The sequence below is a fragment of the Nostoc sp. UHCC 0302 genome (assembly GCF_038096175.1).
Lineage (GTDB): Bacteria > Cyanobacteriota > Cyanobacteriia > Cyanobacteriales > Nostocaceae > UHCC-0302.
Map to the genome: position 1 here is coordinate 1346125 of NZ_CP151099.1, position 22527 is coordinate 1368651.

At 39.9% G+C, this 22527-nt stretch carries 13 protein-coding genes and 1 pseudogene; 10 read left to right on the forward strand and 4 right to left on the reverse strand.

Annotated elements, in window-relative coordinates; all coding sequences use genetic code 11:
- Positions 1-71 precede the first annotated feature (71 nt).
- Positions 72-320, forward strand: a complete 249-nt coding sequence (locus WKK05_RS05565; RefSeq protein WP_341528775.1) for a hypothetical protein — start codon at positions 72-74, stop codon at positions 318-320.
- A gap of 432 nt (positions 321-752) precedes the next feature.
- Here WKK05_RS05565 and WKK05_RS05570 read toward each other — a convergent pair whose 3' ends face one another.
- From WKK05_RS05570 to WKK05_RS05580, 3 genes are all read right to left on the reverse strand, one after another.
- Positions 753-1400, reverse strand: coding sequence for an NAD(P)-dependent alcohol dehydrogenase (locus WKK05_RS05570; RefSeq protein WP_341528776.1), 648 nt, complete (start codon positions 1398-1400; stop codon positions 753-755).
- A gap of 29 nt (positions 1401-1429) precedes the next feature.
- Entirely contained in the window at positions 1430-1804 is a 375-nt protein-coding gene (locus WKK05_RS05575; RefSeq protein ID WP_341528777.1) for an alcohol dehydrogenase catalytic domain-containing protein, read from the reverse strand.
- A 198-nt stretch (positions 1805-2002) separates the two neighbouring features.
- Positions 2003-2689, reverse strand: a complete 687-nt coding sequence (locus tag WKK05_RS05580) for an HAD family hydrolase (protein ID WP_341528778.1) — start codon at positions 2687-2689, stop codon at positions 2003-2005.
- A gap of 1195 nt (positions 2690-3884) precedes the next feature.
- Between WKK05_RS05580 and WKK05_RS05585 the strand changes: the two genes are divergently transcribed.
- Positions 3885-4796: an alpha/beta fold hydrolase gene (locus WKK05_RS05585; RefSeq protein WP_341528779.1), complete on the forward strand. Its 912-nt coding sequence runs from the start codon at positions 3885-3887 to the stop codon at positions 4794-4796.
- A gap of 1800 nt (positions 4797-6596) precedes the next feature.
- Positions 6597-6746, forward strand: coding sequence for a hypothetical protein (locus tag WKK05_RS05590; protein WP_341528780.1), 150 nt, complete (start codon positions 6597-6599; stop codon positions 6744-6746).
- 16 nt (positions 6747-6762) lie between these two features.
- Here the strand turns inward: WKK05_RS05590 and WKK05_RS05595 are convergent.
- Positions 6763-6873 (reverse strand): annotated as a pseudogene (locus WKK05_RS05595) (AraC family transcriptional regulator CmrA); the annotation flags it as partial.
- Positions 6874-7019: 146 nt separating this feature from the next.
- On the opposite strand from WKK05_RS05595, the gene WKK05_RS05600 reads away from it, so the two are divergent.
- The 7 genes from WKK05_RS05600 to WKK05_RS05630 all read left to right on the forward strand — a co-directional run bounded on the left by WKK05_RS05600 (position 7020) and on the right by WKK05_RS05630 (position 21440).
- A complete protein-coding gene (locus WKK05_RS05600; protein ID WP_341528781.1) occupies positions 7020-7229 on the forward strand; it encodes a hypothetical protein in 210 nt (69 codons plus the stop codon).
- Between the two features lie 64 nt (positions 7230-7293).
- Complete coding sequence (locus WKK05_RS05605) at positions 7294-8958, forward strand: FAD-dependent oxidoreductase (protein ID WP_341528782.1); 1665 nt, start codon at positions 7294-7296, stop codon at positions 8956-8958.
- Positions 8959-9245: 287 nt separating this feature from the next.
- Positions 9246-10643: an ATP-binding protein gene (locus WKK05_RS05610; protein WP_341528783.1), complete on the forward strand. Its 1398-nt coding sequence runs from the start codon at positions 9246-9248 to the stop codon at positions 10641-10643.
- 1069 nt (positions 10644-11712) lie between these two features.
- The gene (locus WKK05_RS05615; protein WP_341528784.1) at positions 11713-12963 is read left to right on the forward strand and encodes a hypothetical protein; all 1251 of its coding nucleotides are present in this window, start codon (positions 11713-11715) and stop codon (positions 12961-12963) included.
- Between the two features lie 89 nt (positions 12964-13052).
- Positions 13053-15362: an NAD(P)-binding protein gene (locus tag WKK05_RS05620; RefSeq protein WP_341528785.1), complete on the forward strand. Its 2310-nt coding sequence runs from the start codon at positions 13053-13055 to the stop codon at positions 15360-15362.
- A 197-nt stretch (positions 15363-15559) separates the two neighbouring features.
- On the forward strand, positions 15560-20905 hold the full coding sequence (locus WKK05_RS05625; RefSeq protein WP_341528786.1) for an AAA family ATPase: 5346 nt from the start codon (positions 15560-15562) through the stop codon (positions 20903-20905).
- A 211-nt stretch (positions 20906-21116) separates the two neighbouring features.
- Positions 21117-21440 (forward strand): hypothetical protein, encoded by a 324-nt coding sequence (locus WKK05_RS05630; RefSeq protein WP_341528787.1) that lies wholly within the window; start codon positions 21117-21119, stop codon positions 21438-21440.
- The last annotated feature ends 1087 nt before the right edge of the window (positions 21441-22527 follow it).

Genomic DNA, 22527 nt, shown 5'->3' on the forward strand with positions numbered 1-22527 from the left:
TGTTTGCTTGATGATATTAATTAAGCAAACAAGTTTTAAACAGTAAAAAACTATTTCCAAGGATTTTAACTATGACTGGACAAATGTGTTGGCTCCCTACAATGGGAAGTAATAGTGAAATGATTTTGCACTTAAGAACTGCACCAAACCAACCGTGGCAACCTTACAGAAATCGTCCGGAGGTTGTACCAGACTATGATATCCCCCACGGTTCAAAAGGATGGGCGACTTATCACAAATTGCGTCAGTCAGGTTGGACTTTAATCCCAACAGTGCAAGCTCGAACCATTACATTTGGAGAAAAATTGAAAACGGCCTAACTTCTTGAAACTACAAATCTTAATCATCTAACAAGTGTGGAGTAGAAAGATATTTTACCTTGCAAGTGAAGGTAGTAAAATTTAATCTGTTCTCAGAACTGTATAACTTATTCGCAAATTTGCAATCTATGTAATACGAGCTATAGAGCTAAAGCGGACGTCACTCTAAACGTCAGCGATCACATTAAATGAAAGTTTCGCCAATTAGCTCATACCATTGGCTCAAGTTAAATAAACCCCTACCACCTATTATCAAGATGGCAGGGGAGAGAACGATTGTTGAATATTACTTAGTATCAACGGTTCTTCTACGTTCTCACAATATGTAGAAAACCCAATGGGTGGAGTAAACAAGAGGTTTATTAATAATCGCCCCCCTCAGTCTCTACTTTTATTCGTTTTACTACACCCTACCCTTTGCTTTTGTTACTCTCATTCTTGCTTAAGCGATGCAATATCAATCACAAAGCGGTACTTCACGTCACTTTTGAGCATACGCTCGTACGCTTCGTTGATCTTCTGAATCGGTATGAGTTCTATGTCACAGACGATATTCTGCTCAGCGCAAAAGTCGAGCATTTCTTGTGTCTCCTGAATCCCCCCGATCAGCGAGCCGGCAATTCCTCGGCGCTTAAAAATCAAGTTACCAATGTTGGGCGACGGGTGCGGATGTTCCGGTATACCAAGCAAGCACAGCGTACCACCACGCTTAAGTAACCCAGTATATGCGTCCAGATTGTGCGATACAGAAACCGTGTTGAGAATGAAGTCGAAGCTGTTGATGTGCTTGTTCATCTCATCGCTATTTTTTGAAATGACAACCTCATCGGCTCCGAGACGCTTGGCGTCTTCAGTTTTACCTGAAGACGTTGTAAATAACACAGTGTAGGCTCCAAAAGCATGGGCAAATTTTAGCGCCATGTGTCCCAATCCGCCAAGCCCAACGATACCGACTTTATCCCCTTTACCAACTTTCCAGTAGCACAAGGGCGAGTACGTCGTGATACCCGCACACAACAGCGGTGCAACGCCAGCGAGATCCAGCTTTTCCGAAACGCGTAGCGCGTAATTTTCATCCACGACTATCTGGTTTGAATAGCCACCATAAGTTATTTTCCCTGTCTGCTTCTCTGGGCTGTTGTAGGTGAAGATAATTTCATTATCACAGTACTGCTCGAAGCTCTCACGGCAGTTTGGACAGGTACAGCAGGTACCATACAACCAACACCCGCAGCCTCGCCTACCTTGAACTTAGAAACCTGTTCACCAATCTTCACTACACGACCAACGATCTCATGCCCAGGCACAACAGGGTAAATCGTGTTCTTCCACTCGTTATGGACTGTATGCAGATCCGAATGACATACGCCACAGTAAAGGATCTCAATTTGTACATCGTTTGGGCCTAGCTCTCGCCGCTCGAAACTGAACAAGCTCAGTGGTGTAGTTGCACTTTTGGCTGCGTATCCAATACTCTTAATCACAGATAATTTCCTTTTTACTAAGTTGTGTCCGGAAATAAATGAGCAGTACAGGACGCACTCAGATCCAGTCCCTTAAAAAGAGAGCCACCCTGTTGGGCGGAGAGAGGCTTTGAAGATAACTCCTCTTCCCGCACTTACCGCTACGCGAAAATAGGGAATGGGGGTTAGGGGGGATCTAGGTGACCATTTTTTAAACGATTATTTCCTTGTCATTGCTTTGGTTACTAGAGGTGAAGTGTCATAGTGTGTTAACAAGTCGGCCGGATCGTTGTAAATTGCGATCGCATTCTTTAATTGACTATCATCAAAACCACCGCAACGAAGAGCAATCACGTCAACCTCAGCTTTATTTGCAGCCTCAATATCGTAGGGAGTATCGCCCAGCATCACTACGTCAGATGGTTGGATATTCAGTTCTTTCAAAGCAGCTTCAACAATATCTGGGTCGGGTTTAGAAGCTTCCGCATCGCTAGATGTTGCCGCTTCATCCTGACTTAGTAGGTCATCAATTTGTGCAGCTTTCAGCAACACTGATAGTTCTTGACTCGTTGCTGAACTAGCGATGATTAAACGTAACCCTTCATTTTGCATCTTCAATATTAGTTGCCGCGCACCAGTGGCGGGAGTCAGATTTGTTCCAAACTTGTTGACAATCAGTTCTTTGCGTTTGTCGGCGATTTCCTTGCCTTTTCCTTGTTGATCAGAAAGTTCTGGCGCAAACTTAGGAATAATCTGGTCGCCTCCCATGCCAATCAGCGGTCGGACTTGTTCGAACTTTACTTCATAGCCAAATTCTGTAAATGCTTCTACCCAAGCTTGAGCATGGGCATCATTACTAAGAACAAGTGTCCCATCTATATCCAAAATTACGCCTTGATATGCCATTGAGAAATTTTTAGGTTACTTTACTACCTCTACGCTACTGAAAAGTCGTTGCTATAACCTCTACCTCGGTTGTTACTTCCAATGGCACAATTATTGTAAATGTCTAACCAACTCCCACTCTATAAGTGAGGCTGATGGATACAACAGCAGCAACTTCAGCAGTTTTAAGCCTGGGCTACCACAAGGATAAACTTTGTTGAAAATCCGGCGTTGCTGAATTTCAGTATGAAAGGTTAAAAATTCAATCCTCAAACTCTTATTCTCTGTGTCTCTGCGGCTACCGTACCCCTACGGGGAAGCAAGCTACGCCTTGGTCTCCTTTAGGAGAAGTTCTGATGCCTACGGCAAGCCCTCCGGGTGACGCTCAAGAGCGTCGCTCTAAGCGTTCGCGTTAGCGTCTCGTAGAGAAGCTATGCCGTAAAGCCTGTGGCATAGCTCCGCTTAGGGCGCAGCCTCTCTAAGAGTTGGCTTTACGCTGCGCTAACAGCAGTTCCTTCATTTGGAGAAACCCCAAGATCGGACTGCTTCACCGCACGTGTGGCTGATTCACCGCAAAAGCGTCTACAGCGGAAGCCGCCGCTCAGACTTCTCTCTGCGTGATACAAATTCATACTTTTACTCAGCAAAGCCGAAAATCCTTCTTCTATTAGGAACCGAAAACTGATAATGAAGGTGAAGCTCCGTGCTACCTGTACCAAATTCTGAAAAGTCGTCGCATAAGCCTTGCAGTTTTGCTCTCACACTGGAAATATAGAGATGTTTAAAAACATCTCTATATTGAGAAAAGATTGTATGGCAGATATCAGAGTTGACACTCAAAAAAATACTTTCTGACTAGAACCCTAAATATTGCAGTAACTACATACAATTGCTGTGTCAAAAGAGTTAGAGCTAAGTCTGTACTTGTCTGAATTAAAAGTGGTTCATTTAATTATTAGGGAGATGCTAATAAACCAAGTGAGCCACTTGTAATTTAGTAGATTTATGCTAAATTTATCAACCTCAAGACTAATATCGGATTTCCTGACACTTGGTCAATCTTGAATGGGCATGACGATACTCTGGCTATAAAAGTAGTAGAGAAAACCACAATTTTTTCTTTCTTATTTGATAAGAATGTGAAAGACAATGCACTAGAAGCAGTTGTTTATATTTTCCCTGCATAACGTTTCATCAACACAATTAAAAAATAGTGATGAGAAAATTTTTTAGTACCTATAAATGGCAAGGAAAACAGTTGTGGAACAAGGCTAAATTCCTGACTACTATTGGCTTTAGTGTGGCATCAGTCGTCACACTATGTGTTCCCTTGGTGAACAGGAGCAGTATTGCTTCGGCAACGACAAATTCCTCTTCCTCCGGAGAGTTTTTAGCTGCGGAAGGTATTCCGCCTTTGGGAGCTAACAACCCTGCTTGCCGACCAGATGCCGCTCACCCTGAGCCAGTAGTACTCGTACACGCCACTGGCACAGACATGGCTCAAGACTGGGCTGAACTCTCTCCAGTGCTGGCGGCTAAAGGCTATTGTGTATACGCTTTGAACTACGGCAACCGTGCAACAGGTCTGATCGAAAACTCCGCTCAAGAACTCGCTGTATTTGTGGATAACGTGTTAGCTCTAACAGGGGCAAAAAAGGTTTCCATCGTCGGTCATAGCCAGGGTGGCATGATGCCTCGTTACTACATAAAGTTTCTCGGCGGTGCAGATAAAGTCGATGATTTGATTGCGCTTGCCCCTCCCAATCACGGCACTACAGCAGATACCCTACTGCGTATTCCATACATTCAAGTGAATCCTCCTTTTGTAGGCTCTGCTTGTGACCAACAAGTGGCAGGCTCCGCATTTCTCACAAACCTCAATCAGGGTGACGAGACTCCAGTACCTGTCTCTTATACTGTGATTGCAACGCGCTTCGACAAAATCGTAATTCCCTATACATCAAGCTTTTTAGCGGGGCCAGCCGAACGGGTTACGAATATTACTTTACAAGATTACTATCCATTAAATATCGTAGACCATATAGGCATATCTTTCGACCCTAACGCCTTCAAATTTGTCTTCGATGCACTTGCTTACCCAGGCCCAGCAATTACTAATAGGCAATAATATTGTACATTTAAATAATTAGAGATAATACCTGTTGATTCTCAGCATTTAATTTTTCTACACCAAGATAAATCAGGAATTAAAATTTGCTAAAGAGCGCATCTTTTCTGACAAAACTAAGTAGCTTGTTAACTTTAAAAAGCAGTTTTTAGACACACGAATTTGCTATAAGCAGATTTTAGGGCGTTGTCTACATTTATGTTTACTCAAAAATTTAAAAACTATATCTACTAACAAAGCTTACAAAAGTCGCCTATATTAAGTAATTTTTAAACATAAGGAAACTAGATTATTTTTTGTTTTTACTCATATATTTATAACTTTAATGTTCTAGAGGTTTATTTAATAACAATTCAATGAATGATTGGAATATATCGTTGGATTAAGACGCGATTCATCGCGTCTCTATAGTTGGTCTATTTGTCGCATTATTCTTTCAAATTGGTATAACTTTAGAAAATCTTTGTAAAATAACAAATTGTATCGATATCGTCCCTAGCCTTGCTTTTTGAGGGAAGATAACGTGGTCTTCTCCCTTGTTTTGATTTATAGTGATATACTAGTATTTGATGTATTACAAATGATTTTTTAAATATCCTTTTAAGGCGATGTATTTATATTCATGAATACTTGTAGCTTAATATTGACTTACAGAGTGTAGAAAAACTATTGATATATAAGTAATATTCAAAAATATAAAATCCAGAATTGCCTCTTACTAGCATTTTAGAGTTACATATTGTAGGAATTTATTTAACTTTAGGGCAATGTATTTATGATCACTCCAAAACTTAATAGTTATATCTATCTATAGAATGTAGTAAAACTGTTAATACCTAAGAGATATTCAAAAATATAGAAAAAAACGCAATTTGACTTTCCCCTACCATCTTGGTAAATGTATGGCAGGGGTTTATTTAATTTTAGCTAACAATATCGGCTAATTAACTCAACCAAAATTGAACGCGATCGCTAATGTTGGGAGTGGTAAGTAGATTGCTAAAAAGTTAATATTCGTCAGAGAGACTTGCTCAAATTGCAGAGTTTGTAGCGACTGCATATCAACTGTAGTAACTGTTAGAGTATTTTTGAATAAGCATCTCATACAATGCAACAATCTGTATGAATGAGTTTATAGCAGTTGTGTGCGCCTCTAGAGCCTGTGTGTACAAGTCAAAGACTTGAGTATTTCTAGGCACTCTTAAAGTTTCAATTAGTATAAGTAACTGTGAGGTTTGCATACAGTATTTTTGAAAGTTATGGTACTCTGCGATCAAGTCACCACACTCACGAGAAACGTAAGCCATACCTTGACAGTTAAAACACATAAATAATTTCGAGAACAAAGGTAGTTACAAAGTAACTACCTTTGTTCTAATGGAACATCTATCGTTGGAAATAGTAAAAACTAAAATTTTTCTGTAAACATAGCTACATTTTAATTTCAAGCTGAATGACCTTTTTTGTTCTGCTATTAAAAAATTCCGGGCTGCACAAACCAGTTGCATCACTCCTTCAACAAGTCAATTTTGCATTGACTGGAGCGCATTAATTTAGGCAAAACTTTTTTGGCAATTTCAAACCATTTATTTTGATAGGCTTTGGTCTATCAGATCCCTCTTTGCCCATCGATTATCTCTGCTAATGCACAACTAGCATTGGGAACTGCTCAAGCACAGCAACAACAAGCCGAAGCCTAACGCACCAAAGCTGCCGCAAATGTTCATCTGCAACACACACAATTCAATCGTACTCAACAGTTAGTCAACGAAGGAGCCTTAGCCAGACAAGAGTTAGACATTGCCAGAAATAATTTACAAACTGCGATCGCAGATTTGCAAACAGTCGAAAAACAAGTCACAGCTACTGGTGCAGCCGTTCGGCAAGCCCAAGCAAGCAAGGCTGCGGGCAAGTCAACCTCAATTTAAAGCGAGTAGTAGCACCCATTAAGGTACTAGACAGTGGGGGGGCTTTCATAACCCACCTGATAAGCAGCATTGGCCACATCGGAGTTTTCGGCAAGCATCAGGCGACGCGCTTCCAATAGTCTTAATTGCTTTTGATATTGAAGCGGACTGTTAACAAGAAAATAATTTTGGAAGATGGCGAATCACCTTTAAAGGTAGAGTTTAGGTATATCGAAAAATAGTTTGAAGTAATTTGTGCAATGCTGGTGCCGAAAGTTCTTGCAAAGTCAAATAAAATGCAGGGAAATCAAAAAGTATGCCTGAACACCCATTTCATGACCAACTGAGTTTAGAAGAACAAACTGAGAAACTCGGAAAGCAAGCAGTAACCTTGGGTTTGATTCCAAGTTTTGTAGTTCATTACTTTCCCGATACCTGGGTATTTTATATCCCTAATGAAAGTCAATCCGAACCGCTAACGCCAGAAGAGGCATACTTTCGTTTAAAACAACTGGTTAAACAGTAGATTTTTTGACGAAAGATTTTTCAAGACAACGGCTAGACACTGCAATTGTTAAGTAACAGTAGTTATGGCAAAACCAGCAATTTTAACCGTCGATGATGATCCAGAAGTTTTGCAAGCGGTGTCACGAGACTTGCGGCATCAGTATGGCGATCGCTTCCGCATTGTCCGGGCAGATTCCGGTATTACCGCTCTGGAGGCGGTGCAGCAACTCAAATTACGCAATGAAGCAGTTGCTCTCTTCTTGGTTGATCAAAGAATGCCCCAAATGGGAGGTGTGGAGTTTCTTGAACAAGCAAAAGGCATCTTTCCTGATGCGAAACGGGCTTTGCTGACGGCGTATGCAGATACGGATGCTGCCATCAAGTCAATTAATAGTGCCAAACTTGATTATTACTTACTCAAACCCTGGAACCCACCAGAGGAGCGACTATATCCGGTTTTAGATGATTTGCTAGATGACTGGCTAGCTGGATTCCGCCCACCCTTTGAAGGTATTCGAGTCATTGGTAATCGCTGGTCGCCTTTCTCCCATCAGGTAAAAGACTTCCTGGCGCGTAACCAGATTCCATACAAGTGGTTAGATATTGAACTGGAGCCGGATGCAGAAAAATTAGTAGAATACGCAGAAGCTGATGGTAGACAGCAATTGCCCCTGGTGCTGTTTCCCGATGGTTCTCGATTAATCCAACCATCTAATTTAGAGATTGCCGCTAAAATTGGACTGCAAACCCAGGCAGAGCGCCCCTTCTATGATTTGGCGATCGTGGGTGCTGGCCCTGCTGGACTGGCAGCCGCCGTCTATGGTGCTTCTGAGGGATTGAGTACTGTCTTAATTGAGCGTGAAGCTCCCGGCGGACAAGCAGGCACGAGTTCACGCATTGAAAACTATCTGGGGTTTCCTGTTGGCTTGAGCGGCAGCGATTTGGCCAGGCGGGGGGTCACTCAGGCGCGGCGATTTGGGGTAGAAATTCTCACCCCTCAAGTAGTAACCGGAGTAAAGCTGCAAGATCCTTATCGGGTTCTACAATTGGCAGATGGCAGCGAGATTAGTTGCCATACACTCTTAGTTGCCACCGGCGTTTCCTACCGTTGGCTAAATATCCCAGGAGCCGAGAAGCTGACAGGGGCAGGAATTTATTACGGCGCTGCCATGACTGAGGCGATCGCCTGTAGCAATGAAGAGGTTTACTTGGTAGGCGGGGCAAATTCTGCCGGACAGGCCGCAATGCACTTTTCTAAGTATGCCAGCAAGGTGATCATGCTGGTGCGCGGTGAGTCACTTTCATCAAGTATGTCCCAATACTTGATTGACCAGATTGCAGCTACTGAAAATATCCAAGTTTGCACAGGTTGCAGCGTCGTGGAAGTCAAGGGAGATGAACATTTAGAAGCAATTGTGATTGCCCATGCCAAGACTGGACAAATCGAAACCGTGCCAGCGCGATCGCTTTTTATCTTCATCGGTGCTACCCCCAAAACTGATTGGCTAGATGGTGTTATTCGACGCGATACTCAAGGGTTTATCATCACGGGGCCGGACTTAATGTACAATGGCAAATCCCCTCCAGGTTGGCGTTTGGAACGCTCTCCTTTCTTACTAGAAGCCAGCGTTCCTGGTATCTTTGCAGCCGGAGATGTGCGCTCTGGGTCAATTAAGCGCGTGGCATCTGGTGTGGGTGAAGGTTCAATCGCCATTCAATTCGTTCACCGCTACCTGAGCAATGTTTAGCTAATTCGTAATACTTCTCTACGAGAGGCTGCGCCCTAAGCGTAGCTATGCCGCAGGCTTTACGGCTACGCTCAGTACAAGTTCGTAATTCGTAATTGAAAAAGTTAGATGTAATCTAGCTTTTCGTAGTGTGCTTTTGGAGAATTAGTCTAATAGTAAATTGGGATAGGAAGGATTATTTGTAAATTAGATAAATTTATATAATGTAGCTACATAAAATTTTTTGAATGTATCTTAATTACGAATTACGAATTACGAATTACGAATTATTATAAGGAGGTTAATTCATGTTGTGTATTGAAGAATTGATCAACTTAGACCCGTTTCAACGGCTTCCTAAAGAGCAATTGGAGTGGGTTTGCGATCGCGCCCAAACAGTTGAACTCCGTGCCGGAGAAGTGTTGGTGCATGAGGGAGACCCTGGACGCGGCTTATTTATCTTAGTCAAAGGTAAAATGAATCTTACCCGCCGCACTGAAGGAGTTGAAATTCCTATCGGGCAACACGAAGCCCCATCCTTTTTTGGTGAAATTCCAGTACTCACAGACGAACCTGTACCTGTGACAATGCGGGCATTGACAGATTGCAACCTCTACGAAATTAAGGCAGAGGACTTCCGTAAACTGCTGCATGAATGTCGCGATTTTGAGCGGATGGTCTTCCGCATTATGGAACGTCGGCTTCGCGGACTAGAGTCTTTTATTCGTGGGCGAGAAAAGATGGCAGCTTTAGGGACACTTGCCGCCGGTCTAGCTCATGAACTCAATAACCCAGCTTCAGCCCTTGTTCGGACTTTAGAGGAAATGCCAGCCGCCATCCTAGAGTTACAACGAATGAATTTAGTTTATGGGCAACGCAATGTTGAGGAAGCACATACTCAAGACTGGTTGAAACTGCGTGATCAGGGCTATGATGCGATTTTGAATAATCGCCTTGATCCGGTGACACTAAGCGATCGCGAAACCGTATTGCTAGAGTGGTTAGAAGATTATGGTGTGAAGCAGGCATGGAAATTAGCGGAACCTTTAGCGGAAGGCGGCATTGAGACCGAAAGCTTAGATCAAATCATGGAACGCTGGCGTAACGATGAGACTGAATTGCGAGAAATCGGTTTGCACTGGCTATCGCTCTCATTTGAAGTCATGTCGATGATTCAACATGGTTTGCGAGGAGCCGAAAGAATTTCCGAACTTGTGCAAGCGATGAAGTCATACTCTTACCTCGATCAAGGTGTTCAGCAAGAAGTAAATCTGCATCAAGGTTTAGAAGATACCTTGCGATTGTTTGCTCATAAACTCAAGTGCGGTATTCAAGTGCAACGCAATTATGATCAGCATCTTCCTAAAATCCTTGCCTATGGCAGTGAACTAAATCAGGTGTGGACAAACTTAATTGACAACGCCATTGATGCAATGGATGGTAAGGGACTGCTGGAAATTACAACTGGGCATTGCGATCGCTTTGCCCACATTGATATCATCGACTCTGGCAGTGGAATTCCACCTGAAATTCAAACGCGCATTTTTGAACCCTTCTTCACCACTAAATCAGTGGGGCGTGGTTCAGGACTTGGTTTGGAAACCGTTCGCCGGATTGTAGAAAATCGCCATCACGGTACGCTCTCATTTGAGTCGCAGCCAGGCAGAACTTGTTTCAGCATCTGCTTGCCCTTGACAACTCAATAGAAGTCTTGCCAAAGTCTTAGATGCGTGGTAAAAGGAAATAGAAGCTTAGTACAGTATTTCATTAATTCGTAGCGAATAAACCAAAATCAACTCTGCGTTGGCAATCGCTCATGGGGAAATACGGTTCAGTTAGCGCGAAAAACCTTTCATGACTTACGCAAAAACTCTCTGAAACTCTTATTTCGTTGTGTCCTACCCGAATGGCACTAAGTTAAGCGTAAACCCTTGATATAACTGGCTTTTGGGTGTGGAGTGTGGGGTGTAGGGTGTGGGAAATCAAGAAAATGTTGAACTCCTTGACGCAACTAAAGTTTAATTTTCTTAAACACTACACCCTACACCCTACCCCCAACACCCTGCCAAGCGCGAGGTTTCACGTTTTCTTAGTGACATTCGTGTCCTACCCTTCTACTAACGGAGACGAACAGTTCCCTACCGCGAACAACCGGGGAAACTCGGCAGCGCACTGGCTCGGAAATCCGCCTACAGGACTGTTTCAGTGCTGCGCGTCTACTTTTTTCTTAATTTGGGGTAAGCCCTGTCCTTGACTGAACCGTATTGGCTTATGGGGAGCCGATCTGTTGCAAAGAGAAGTCTGAGCGGATGCTCTGCCTTTTACGTTTCAATAGACTTGTTCTAACAGCTTTGTGACTGCTATATGTGTCAGTTTAAGGCGAAAACCTTTGCCTTAAAAAGTTCTGATTGCTGGAATGCTCAGACTTTTCGCTGTGCCTTAGTGGTTGATAGTTGATAAATGAATTTTTATCACCACAGAGCCAAAAAGACACTAAGTTATTTGTTAATTTTTATACAGTTTTGCCCCGTATATGAAGAATTACCCGAAAAATGAGCGGATTGTAAGTGTTACTTGGCTGAAATTTCTGGGAATTCTATAGATATGTCCTTTAAAATTTATCAATCAGGGGTTGCTGCTACCGAGTATATACTGCCTATGCAGTCCAGTTAGAGAAATAGTATGGTGAAAAATCCAGATATGTCACCGTACAAACAACCAAGTGCTTAAGTCTTTGACTGATAGAGACGTAGCTTGCAAATTACCCGAAAACCTATGAACTCCAATAGCCCCTTTCAAGCAATCCAGAGTAGTTTTCATACAGCCCTAGGTGCGATTAGTACATTTACCGAACTACTTCACAACCCGCAAAATGTAACCAATTACCTTACCGAAATCCAGCAAAAACCGGATCAACTGCTCCAAGATGTAGTGGCGAAAGGCAAAAACATGGAGCAAGACATTGCCAGCTTTGTCAAAACTTATTTTGGCGGAGGCGTTCAACAATCATCATACCCTCAATATATAGAACGGGCAGATGGACAGGCTTTTAATCAACCTTATGAGATTAAAGGGACAAAAATGTATGGCTTTGTTGTTGAAGGTTCAATGACAAAGCTGCAAGAGGTGTGCGACAAATATCTCAACAATCCCAGCAATAGCGAGATTGAATATCGCCCAGCTACAAACTATCTCATCCTTACTTTTAACGATATAGATTCTTTAACTTCCATCTATTCGCCCGATCATGACAAAGGGATTAATTCTGAGCAGGAAGCAGCTTTTTGGATGTTGACAGTAGTCGGCAAAAAAATTGGGCCTTTTTTTGTTGCAGAGCGTCTTGCTTGGTTCATGCCTTATATTTATGTGAATAATTCACCCGCCTTAGTCTCAGGACGAGAAGTATACGGTTTCTTTAAACAACTTGGGGAGTTGCAAATTCCAAGTATTGAGCAAAAACCAGATTTGCTGTCTGTAGACACCTTGCTATTTAAAGAATTTACTCCAGAAACGAGGGCTAAAAATGCTCGCCTTCTAGAAGTTCGTCGAATTACACCAGGAGAGCAACACCCAGCAATTAAGACTTGGGACAGTTTTGAAGAAGCGATCGCAGCTATAACTAGCTTACTCTTTGATAGCGCTAACGAGATAGTTATTCCTGGTTTGCAATTACCATTAAATTTGCTTGACTACGTTATTCAAAAAATTGTGCCTATCGTTAATCTTAAGCAAATCCGCGATGTGGAAGATAGCAAAAAAGCGTGTTACCAAGCAATAATCGAGTCTCCGACACAGCTACAAACCTTTCACAGTGGACGGCTTTTGGGTTTCAATAATTTCGGAGATAAATTTGAGCTAACAATAAATAATTTTGCTAACCAGCCTCTTGTCCAAGATTTAGGTTTACATAAAGGATTTCCCCCAGGAAGCGAATCAGTAAGCATCCCTATTAAACTCTCTTTCTTACTTAATTTCGATTTCACTCTTCAGAATGGCGTTCCCGTTTGGCAAGCACCAAAAAAATGAGCGTAACTGTTATTCTTTTGAGTTTGACATCCGATTCCTGATTGTTTTCTGTTGCCTATTTCATTTTTATCAAATAAGGACAAATAGCCGTGTTTGAAACATTGAAGCCGAAAAAAATTGCTATTTTGGGAGGAGGAATAGCATCTTTGACTACAGCTTATGAATTAACAAACCAGCCAGGATGGAATAGTCTTGATGAAATCACTATTTATCAGACAGGTTGGCGTTTAGGCGGAAAGTGTGCAACGGGACGTAATGTTAAACTCCATAAACCTGATCATGAGCCTGACTACCGAATTGAAGAACATGGGTTGCACATTTTTTTTGGATTCTACGAAAATGCCTTCCGTTTGCTTAAAGAATGCTATGACGAATCGGGAGGAAACGGGCCATTCAGCACTATAGAAGATGCTTTTAAGCCCCATAATCTGATTGTTCTGGAAGAATACATCAATCAGAATTGGATAAATTTGCCCTTTGATTTTCCGGCTAATACCCTAGTGCCGTGGCAAGGCGGTGGTATTTCTTCACTCTGGGAGAACATCTACACAACTCTTAAATTTGTTATTCAAATTTATACAGAAATCGGCTATGGCCAATTACAGAAACCTGCAAACTTCGTAGAAGTTATTAGTCAACAGATAGCACTTGGTAAAGAGGTTATAGAATTCCTTTTAGAGGGGAGCATCTTACAGTTTCCTGACCAATTGATTCAGTTATTGCTGAAAGAACCTAGCCGTTGGGAAACATGGTTCAAGAACATAAATCAGGACATCAAAACAGCCTTGGAAAATCTTGATTTTACTTCTGATGCAGTGTTTCTGAATTTTGCTTGTAACCTAGCTCAATTACTTCCCCAAAATACCAAAACTCACAGACGTGAACATCACCAACTCATTCTCAAGCTTATAGACCGATTTACAGAGCGCTTGAACCAACAACGAGAACCTAGCGATGAGCAAAATGCTTATACTGGTTGGCGCTTGACATTAATCGACCTTGCACTAGCAAACATCCGGGGTCTATTTGTGGATGATGTAATTCAATATCGTTCCTTGGATATTTTAGATGAGTATGACTATAGGGACTGGCTACTGAAACATGGTGCGCGGAAAAAAAGCGTCGATTCAGCGTTTATTCGAGTTTTGTACGATCTCGTTTATGGGTTTTTAGACGGCAATATTAACAAGCCTCGATTAGCGGCAGGAACAGCTATCCGCATTCTCATGACCATCCTTTTCCAGTACAACGGTGCGATTATGTGGAAAATGCAAGCTGGAATGGGTGAGACTGTGATCACTCCGTTATATCAAGTGCTGAAGGAGCGAGGTGTTAAATTTAAATTCTTTCATGTCGTTAAGCAGTTACACCTGGACGAAGATCAGAAATCCATTGCCAGTATTACAATAGCTCGCCAAGTTAATTTAAAAAATCCAGCGCAGGAATATCAACCGTTAATCAACGTTAAAGGCTTGCTTTGTTGGCCAAACCAGCCTCTCTACGACCAAATTGTGGACGAAGAGGCTAAAACTCTTCAAGAACAAAATATTGACCTAGAGTCACATTGGACACCGTGGCAGGATGTAGAAGAAATTACTCTAAGCGCCAAAAATGACGATTTTGATATCGTAGTGCTTGGCATACCCATAGCTGGTTTACCTTCTATCTGTGATCAACTAATCCATGCCGAGAAAAATCCGGCTCATCAACAATGGCAAAATATGGTGACTAACGTCAAGACAGTAACCACTCAAGGCGGACAGATATGGCTCAAGCCTACTCTGTCACAACTGGGATGGAAACTGTCTAGTCCAGTATTAGGAGCTTATGTTGAGCCGCTTGATGTCTATGCAGATATGAGCGAGTTGCTTCAGCGAGAAAACTGGCCTGCTGAACATTATCCTTATAACGTTGCCTATTTTACTGGAGTGATTGCAGACCCAGGGATTCCTCCTAGTAGTGAGTATACTTTTCCAGCGCAACAACAGAAAAAAATAGAGTCAGAAGCGATCGCTTTCCTTAAAACTCAGATTGGACATCTTTGGCCTAATGCAACTCTCCAAGAAAACCCCCAAGGCTTGAATTGGGAGTTACTAGTAGATTTGAAAAACCGTCAAGGAGCCGAACGTTTTGATGCTCAATACTGGCGCGTTAATATCGACCCTTCAGAGCGCTATGTGCTTTCTGTACCTGGAAGTACTAAGTATCGTCTCAAGACTGATGAATCTGGGTTTAATAATCTTTACTTAACAGGTGATTGGATTAACAACGGTTACAATTCTGGCTGCGTTGAAGCAACTGTAATGTCAGCGATGCAAACGGCGCGAGCAATTTTACAGCAATGCTTTCGCATCAAGTATACAAAAGAAATTATTGGTGAATGGGATTCTTGGATCTAATGATATTGTTTATTTAATCCTGATAATTTCACCAAACTTGAGCAATCATTGGGTGGTCAAAATATAGACTAACTCTACAATCGATACATTTTCAAAACTAGCTTGAAGTTCGACTTTGAAAATGTATCGATGATGCTAAGGCTTACATCGTCAACTTTTTAAATATATAAAAAATTCATACAATACTAACATAAGTTATGATTAGCTTATCTAACTACCAGATTATAGAACTAATTTATGATGAAACAACTACTGCTGTTTATCGTGCCATCAGAAATCAGGATGGTAAGTTAGTAGTTGTTAAGTTTTTAAAGAGAGAATATTATGAAGTTAAAAATGCTGCCAGATTAAAGAATGAGTATGAGCTAATTAAAAATCTAGAGATTAAAGGAGTTGTTAAGGCTTACAGCCTAGAAAAAACTAACAATAGTTTGGCTTTAATTTTAGAAAATTTTAATGGCTTACCGCTTTCCAATATTATTAAATCTCAAAAAATTAACTTAATAGATTTTCTAAAAGTAGGAATTGAAATTACCCAAGCTTTAGGTGAGTTGCATCAAAATCACATTATTCATAAAGATATTAAACCACAAAATATTCTAGCTAACTTAGAAACTCATCAAGTTAAAATTATTGATTTTTCTATTTCGTCTCTTCTTTCCAAAGAGAAACCTAAACTCAGTAATCCTGATTTACTTGAGGGAACTATAGCCTATATGTCCCCAGAGCAAACAGGACGGATGAATCGCTCACTTGACTATCGCACAGACTTCTATTCTCTGGGAGCCACCTTTTATGAAATGCTCACAGGAAGCCTGCCTTTTAATGTCACTGATCCGATGGAATTAGTGCATTGTCATATTGCCAAACAGCCAGTCTCAGTAGATTATTTAATGCCAGAAATTCCTGAAGTAATTTCTGCAATTGTCATGAAGTTACTCAGCAAGACTGCTGAAGATAGATACCAAAGTGCTTTTGGGCTTAAAGCTGACCTAGAAAAATGTCTCAATCAGTTAGAGGAAAATACTCAAGTATCTAGCTTTCAGATTGGTCAGCAGGATCAATCAAGCCAATTGCAAATTCCAGAGAAACTCTATGGTCGAGAGGTAGAAACAGAAATTTTACTAAATGCTTTTGAAAAAATCAATCAGGGTAAAAAAGAGTTAGTATTGGTTGCTGGTTATTCAGGCATTGGTAAGTCGGCATTGGTGAATGAAATTCATAAGTCTGTTATCCAAAAAAAAGGCTATTTCATTACAGGTAAATTCGAACAGTTTAAGCGGAATATTCCTTATGCTTCTCTAATTCAAGCTCTTCAAGAATTGACACGGCAATTACTGACAGAAAGCGAAGCACAGCTAGCTACTTGGAGAGAAAAAATACTAGTGTCTTTGGCTCCTAATGCTCAAATCATTATTGATGTCATTCCTGAAGTGGAACTGATTATTGGTAAGCAACTAGCAGTCCCACAATTAGAAACAACAGAATCTCAAAATCGATTTAATTTAGTTTTTCAAAAATTCATAAATGTTTTCGCTCAAAAAGAATGCCCATTGGTTCTTTTTTTAGATGATTTGCAATGGGCAGATTTAGCTTCGCTCAAACTGATTCAGCTATTAGCTACAGATCCCGACAGTCAATATCTATTAATAATTGGAGCATACCGAGATAACGAGGTTAATATCAAGCATCCATTAATATTGATTTTACAAGAGATGGAGAAAAATCAGGTAACTCTCAATAAAATTATATGCCAACCTCTTAAAATTACCGATGTAGATCAATTAATTATTGATACTTTTAAATGTGATGTGGAAAGAGCTAAGCCTTTATCAAGGCTCATTTTTAATAAAACTGGTGGTAATCCATTTTTTATAACTCAGCTTATCAACTTTATTTATCAGGAAAATCTGCTGTCATTTAACTTTAGTATAGGTCGTTGGCAGTGGGAAATCGAAGAAATTATTGATATAGGAATTACCGATAATGTTGTTGAATTAATGATTGGTAAAATCCAAAAGTTACAACATAATACTCAAAATGTTTTAAAGTTAGCTGCTTGCATTGGTAATCGTTTTAATTTAGATATCCTCTCTGTAATTAACGAAAAATCTCCGAAAACTACAGCATTTGAACTTTGGGAAGCACTTAAAAATGGTTTGATTTTACCTTTAGATGATGCTTATAAACTACCACAGCTTTTAGATGAGGTAAATCATTTTGTAGTTGATTATAAATTTCTGCATGACAGAGTACAGCAAGCAGCTTATGCTTTGATTCCTGACGAGCAAAAAAAGCAAGTTCATTTAAAAATTGGTAGGCTACTTTTAAAAAATCTAGACCAAAGTTTACTAGAAGAAAAAATATTTGATGTTGTTAATCAGTTAAATATCGGTGCGGAATTAGTTGTCTCACAAGAAGAAAGATATAGCCTGGCACAATTAAATCTCATGATGGGACGTAAAGCTAAGGATTCAGCTGCTTATGAATCTGCCGTAAAATTTTTTAGGATTGGTTTAGATATGCTGGCATATGATAGCTGGCATAAGGATTATGAATTGACCCTTTCTCTTCATGTAGAAACAATAGAAGCGGAATATTTAAATACAAATTTTGAGCAGGCTGAAGAACTTTTTGATAGTGTTATCCTACACAGCAAAAATGTTCTAGATAGACTGAAAATATACGAGAAGAAAATTCAGTTTTATATTTCTCAGAATAGGATGCGAGAAGCATTAGATATGAATTTACAAGTTATCGATATGCTGGGAGTGTCTTTATCAACAGCTCCACCAGATAATTTGATAATTGAAGAGTTAGCCTATTTGCCAGAAATGACTGATGCTAATAAGCTTGCTGCCATGAAGATGTTGAGAACAGCGTTACCTCCTGCTTATTTTGCTGAACCTACACTCGTCCCATTAATTTCTTTTACATTAGTCAATCTTTGTCTCCAATACGGAAATTCATCTTTGTCATCCCATGCTTATGCTTCTTACGGATTAGTCTTATGTGGTTATCTTCAGGATATTGAATCAGGATATCAATTTGGTAAGTTGTCTTTAAAAGTATTAGATCAGTTCGATGTTAAAGAGCTAAAGTGTAAAGTTTACGGGCTATTTAATATCTTTGTTCGGCACTGGAAAGAGCATATTCAAGAAACGATAGAACCTCTCCAAGATGGTCTTCAACACGCTCTAGAGGTCGGAGATATTGAGTATGCAGGGTACAATGGGATATTAGCTTGTTGGCATTCTTTCTTTGCTGGAGAAAATATAGAACTTCTTGAGAATAGAATACAACCCTACATAAACTTAGCATATAAAATTAAACAAGACCATTTTATTTTCAGTATGCAAATCTTGCACCAATTGATTTTGGATCTAGGTTCAGAACTAAAAAATTATGGTTATCTAGAAAGCGAAAGTTTCAATGGATTAATGATGCAAAAAATTGCTGGAAATAATACAGCAACTTTTTTCGCATATGGAGCAAAAGCTATTGTTCACTATTTTTTAAAAAATTATATTCAATCTGTTGAAAATGCTAAGTCAGCTCAAAAATATGAAGCCGCAGTAGCCGGAACTGTTCATTTAGCTCAATATATTTTTTATGAATCTCTGGCTCTGCTTGCACTTTATCTAAATCGGGTTTCTGAGCCAATTACAAATACTCAGAGTGAATTCAAAGAAGTGCTAGAACAAGTAGAAATAAATCAGACAAAATTGAAGAAATGGGCTTTTCATGCTCCAGTCAATTATCAGCATAAATATGACCTTGTAGAAGCAGAAAAAGCGCAGTTTTTGGGGCAAACTGTAGTTGCGATGGAATATTACGATAGGGCAATTCAGGGCGCAGCTAATTCTGGTTATATTCAAGAAGAGGCACTAGCTTATGAACGAGCAGCAGAATTTTATTTGAGTTTGGGAAGAAATGAATTTGCTTCATTATACATGACAAAGGCGCACGGCGGTTATGTTCGCTGGGGAGCGATCGCCAAGGTTCAAGATTTAGAATTGAGATATCCAGAGTTAATTGTAAAAGTATCAACAAAAGAGCAAGTAGAATTTACAAAAACTAATATAGCTTCTACTACTAGCGCTAAAGTTAGTGGACTGGATTTGATCACAGTTACTAAAGCATCACAAGCTTTGTCTGAAGAAATATTACTTGGCAATTTATTAGAAAAACTCATGAAAATTGTGATTGAGAATGCTGGCGCTCAATCTGGTTTTCTAATCCTAGTAAAGGAAGGTAAGCTGTTCATCGAAGCTAAAGCAGTTGTAGATAGAGATGAGTTGATAGTAGGTCAATCAATACTAGTTGAAACTAGTCAGCAGTTGCCTATATCCGTCATCAATTATGTGGAAAGAACTAGAGAAGATGTAGTTCTAGAAAATGCAACTTCTGATGTCAGGTTTGCAACAGATCCTTATATTGCTAAAAGTCAACTTAAGTCAATGTTATGTACGTCTATTATTCATCAAGGCCAGCTCATTGGTATACTTTACTTAGAAAATAATCTTATTTTAGGAGCGTTCACTCCTTATAGGTTGCAAATATTAAAAATTCTGTCTTCCCAAGCAGCTATTTCCCTAGAGAATGCCAGACTTTACACGCATTTAGAAGAAAAAATTACAGAAAGAACTAAAGAATTAAACGAGAAAAACTTCCGGTTAGAACAAACACTCCATGAACTAAAACTTACACAGTCACAACTTATTCAAACAGAAAAAATGTCTAGTTTGGGGCAAATGGTTGCTGGTGTTGCTCATGAGATTAATAACCCTGTTAACTTTATTCACGGTAACCTTTCTCACATTGATGATTACACTAAATTGTTACTAAATTTAATTAATATTTACCAAAAAAGTTATCCTAATACAACGCCAGAGGTTGATAAATTTTTAGCAGATATTGACTTTAATTTTTTAAAAGAAGACATACCTAAAACTTTATCTTCTATGAAAATTGGTACACAGCGTATTCGTGAGATTGTGCTGACACTACGTAACTTCTCTCGTCTAGATGAAGCTGATATAAAACTTGTCAATATTCATGAGGGAATTGATAGCACTCTCTTAATTTTGCAGAATCATTTCCAAGCTAAGTCTGGGCTACCTGCAATTAAAATTATTAAAGATTACGGCGAGTTGCCAAAAGTAGAATGTTACGCAGGACTATTAAATCAGGTATTTATGAATATCTTAATTAATGGTATTGATGCCCTAAACAATTTCAACAAAGAAACCATCACAATAAGCAACAACTATCAAAGCACAGTTACAATTTGCACTAAATTAGTGAATTCTGATTGGGTAGCTATATCCATTAAAGATAATGGGGTAGGGATAAGCAATAGTGTTAAACAAAGACTATTCGATCCCTTTTTTACAACTAAACCAGTGGGACAAGGTACTGGTTTAGGATTATCAATCAGTTATCAAATTATTGTAGAGCAACATCACGGTAAGATTGAGTGTATTTCTGAACTAGGAAAAGGGGCAGAGTTTGTGATTGAAATTCCCATCCGGCAGAAATGAGCGCTACATTATGTAAATTAACCCAAGTAGCTAAACAAGATTTATTGAATTACAGATGGGATTCTGTTACAGAAATATTATTCTATTTTAACTTGATTAATTAACCCATTCGCAGGAGGTGGTTAGTAAGTCAATAAGTGTACTTTAGTTCTAGTCAAACCAATACAAAATGGTTTGAAGCCGCGCTCATACAAGAGAGGTAGTATTCATTTTGAAACTAATATTTACCCGCTTCTTAACAGTAAATAGCTTGATACTATCCGCAGCTTTTTTACTGTCTGGGCAGACTTCTGCTAATGCTCAGCAACAGTTTACTAATCTTACTCCAGCACAAACTCAACGTTTATCCCATGATTTGTTTCCATCTAGCTCCCAAGACTTTTTCAAGCAAGGTAACGATTTGATTGAAAGAGAAATTCAAATTCTCAGACAGAGGAAACTTTCCTCGACTGAACCTGTTCTTAAGATTGATTTAATCCCGCGGGTAAAAAAAGGCCCCTTACCCAGCAATCGCTCTGAAGACTTATCCAACTAAAAAGCTAATCAGCATTAAAGTTATATCTTCAGATAGAAGCCAGAATTTAAATATTTTGATAGTAAAAAATAAAAAATGTTCTCAATTCTGGCTCTTAATTCTCCATCTCTTCAAAAGAAGAGTTTAGATATAAATTAACTTAATTATCATTTTTTTACCGTAAGATCAGTCACAGTTACAGTTGTCCGAAAGGCTTTACACGAACGCGATCGCCCAAGGGGCAGGCACGCTACACCCAGCGCTAAAGGCGATCGCCTTCCAAATTCCAAACATTACACTAATGTTTTTTAGCTGCTCCTAAAGAATCTTCTAGATTAAACATAGCAGCCTCAATTCTCTACAAATCTCTCTCAATTACTACTTTTTCGGCTTAAGCAAATTTGTACTGACTTCGACTTACACAATTTATTAACTATCTTAGGCTTATTCTCAAATCTGAGTCCGCTGCACCATCGCCTTCCACTAATATTTTTACTATTTTTTTTGGATGAATGTCCTGTTTTAACTCTCTAATCCTTGTAGATGGGATTGGGAAACGCAAAGTATTATTGGAGAGCATTGTGTGAGTATAGATAATGAAGGTCGCGGCAGTGGCAGGTTTTGGCTAAAAGATTTCTGCTTACACTGATACCAATTTTATATGAAGCTACGCTTTATTTACCTTCAGGCTAATGCCTGGACAGCAGTTGTGATGATGGGGAGGCAGCTTTGCTAACTTGTAGATGCAAAGCGGTGAAGGGATCGCAGTCTTCTAGTGCGTCCGCTACACGTTGGCAGAAGCCTCTTGCAAAGAAGGCGGTTCTCGTCGATTGCGTAAAGCCTTTTGGGCATGGCTGAGTCGCAGAGCGACACGCTTCGCGAACACTTAACGCGCAGCGTCTCCGTTCGCCTTAGTCTCCCACAGGACAAGGAGTTACCCCCAAACCCAAAAGGCTTCCCCTAGCGTAGGAACTGCTATAACAACCCCCGCAACGCACTGCCTCGGCTACATCAACAAAACTTGTGGAGGCAGGTTAATTAGGCGTATCTTCATCAAGAAATGGTAGAAGATTATTCTGTTGCAAAAATACTTGATGTCAATATCTTA

Bases quoted from the DNA above. Each gene is read 5' to 3' on its own strand.
- WKK05_RS05605 (WP_341528782.1), top strand. From the start codon at position 7,294: ATGGCAAAACCAGCAATTTTAACCGTCGATGATGATCCAGAAGTTTTG.
- WKK05_RS05615 (WP_341528784.1), top strand. From the start codon at position 11,713: ATGAACTCCAATAGCCCCTTTCAAGCAATCCAGAGTAGTTTTCATACA.
- WKK05_RS05580 (WP_341528778.1), bottom strand. From the start codon at position 2,689: ATGGCATATCAAGGCGTAATTTTGGATATAGATGGGACACTTGTTCTT.
- WKK05_RS05600 (WP_341528781.1), top strand. From the start codon at position 7,020: ATGCCTGAACACCCATTTCATGACCAACTGAGTTTAGAAGAACAAACT.
- WKK05_RS05610 (WP_341528783.1), top strand. From the start codon at position 9,246: ATGTTGTGTATTGAAGAATTGATCAACTTAGACCCGTTTCAACGGCTT.
- WKK05_RS05585 (WP_341528779.1), top strand. From the start codon at position 3,885: ATGAGAAAATTTTTTAGTACCTATAAATGGCAAGGAAAACAGTTGTGG.
- WKK05_RS05565 (WP_341528775.1), top strand. From the start codon at position 72: ATGACTGGACAAATGTGTTGGCTCCCTACAATGGGAAGTAATAGTGAA.
- WKK05_RS05625 (WP_341528786.1), top strand. From the start codon at position 15,560: ATGATTAGCTTATCTAACTACCAGATTATAGAACTAATTTATGATGAA.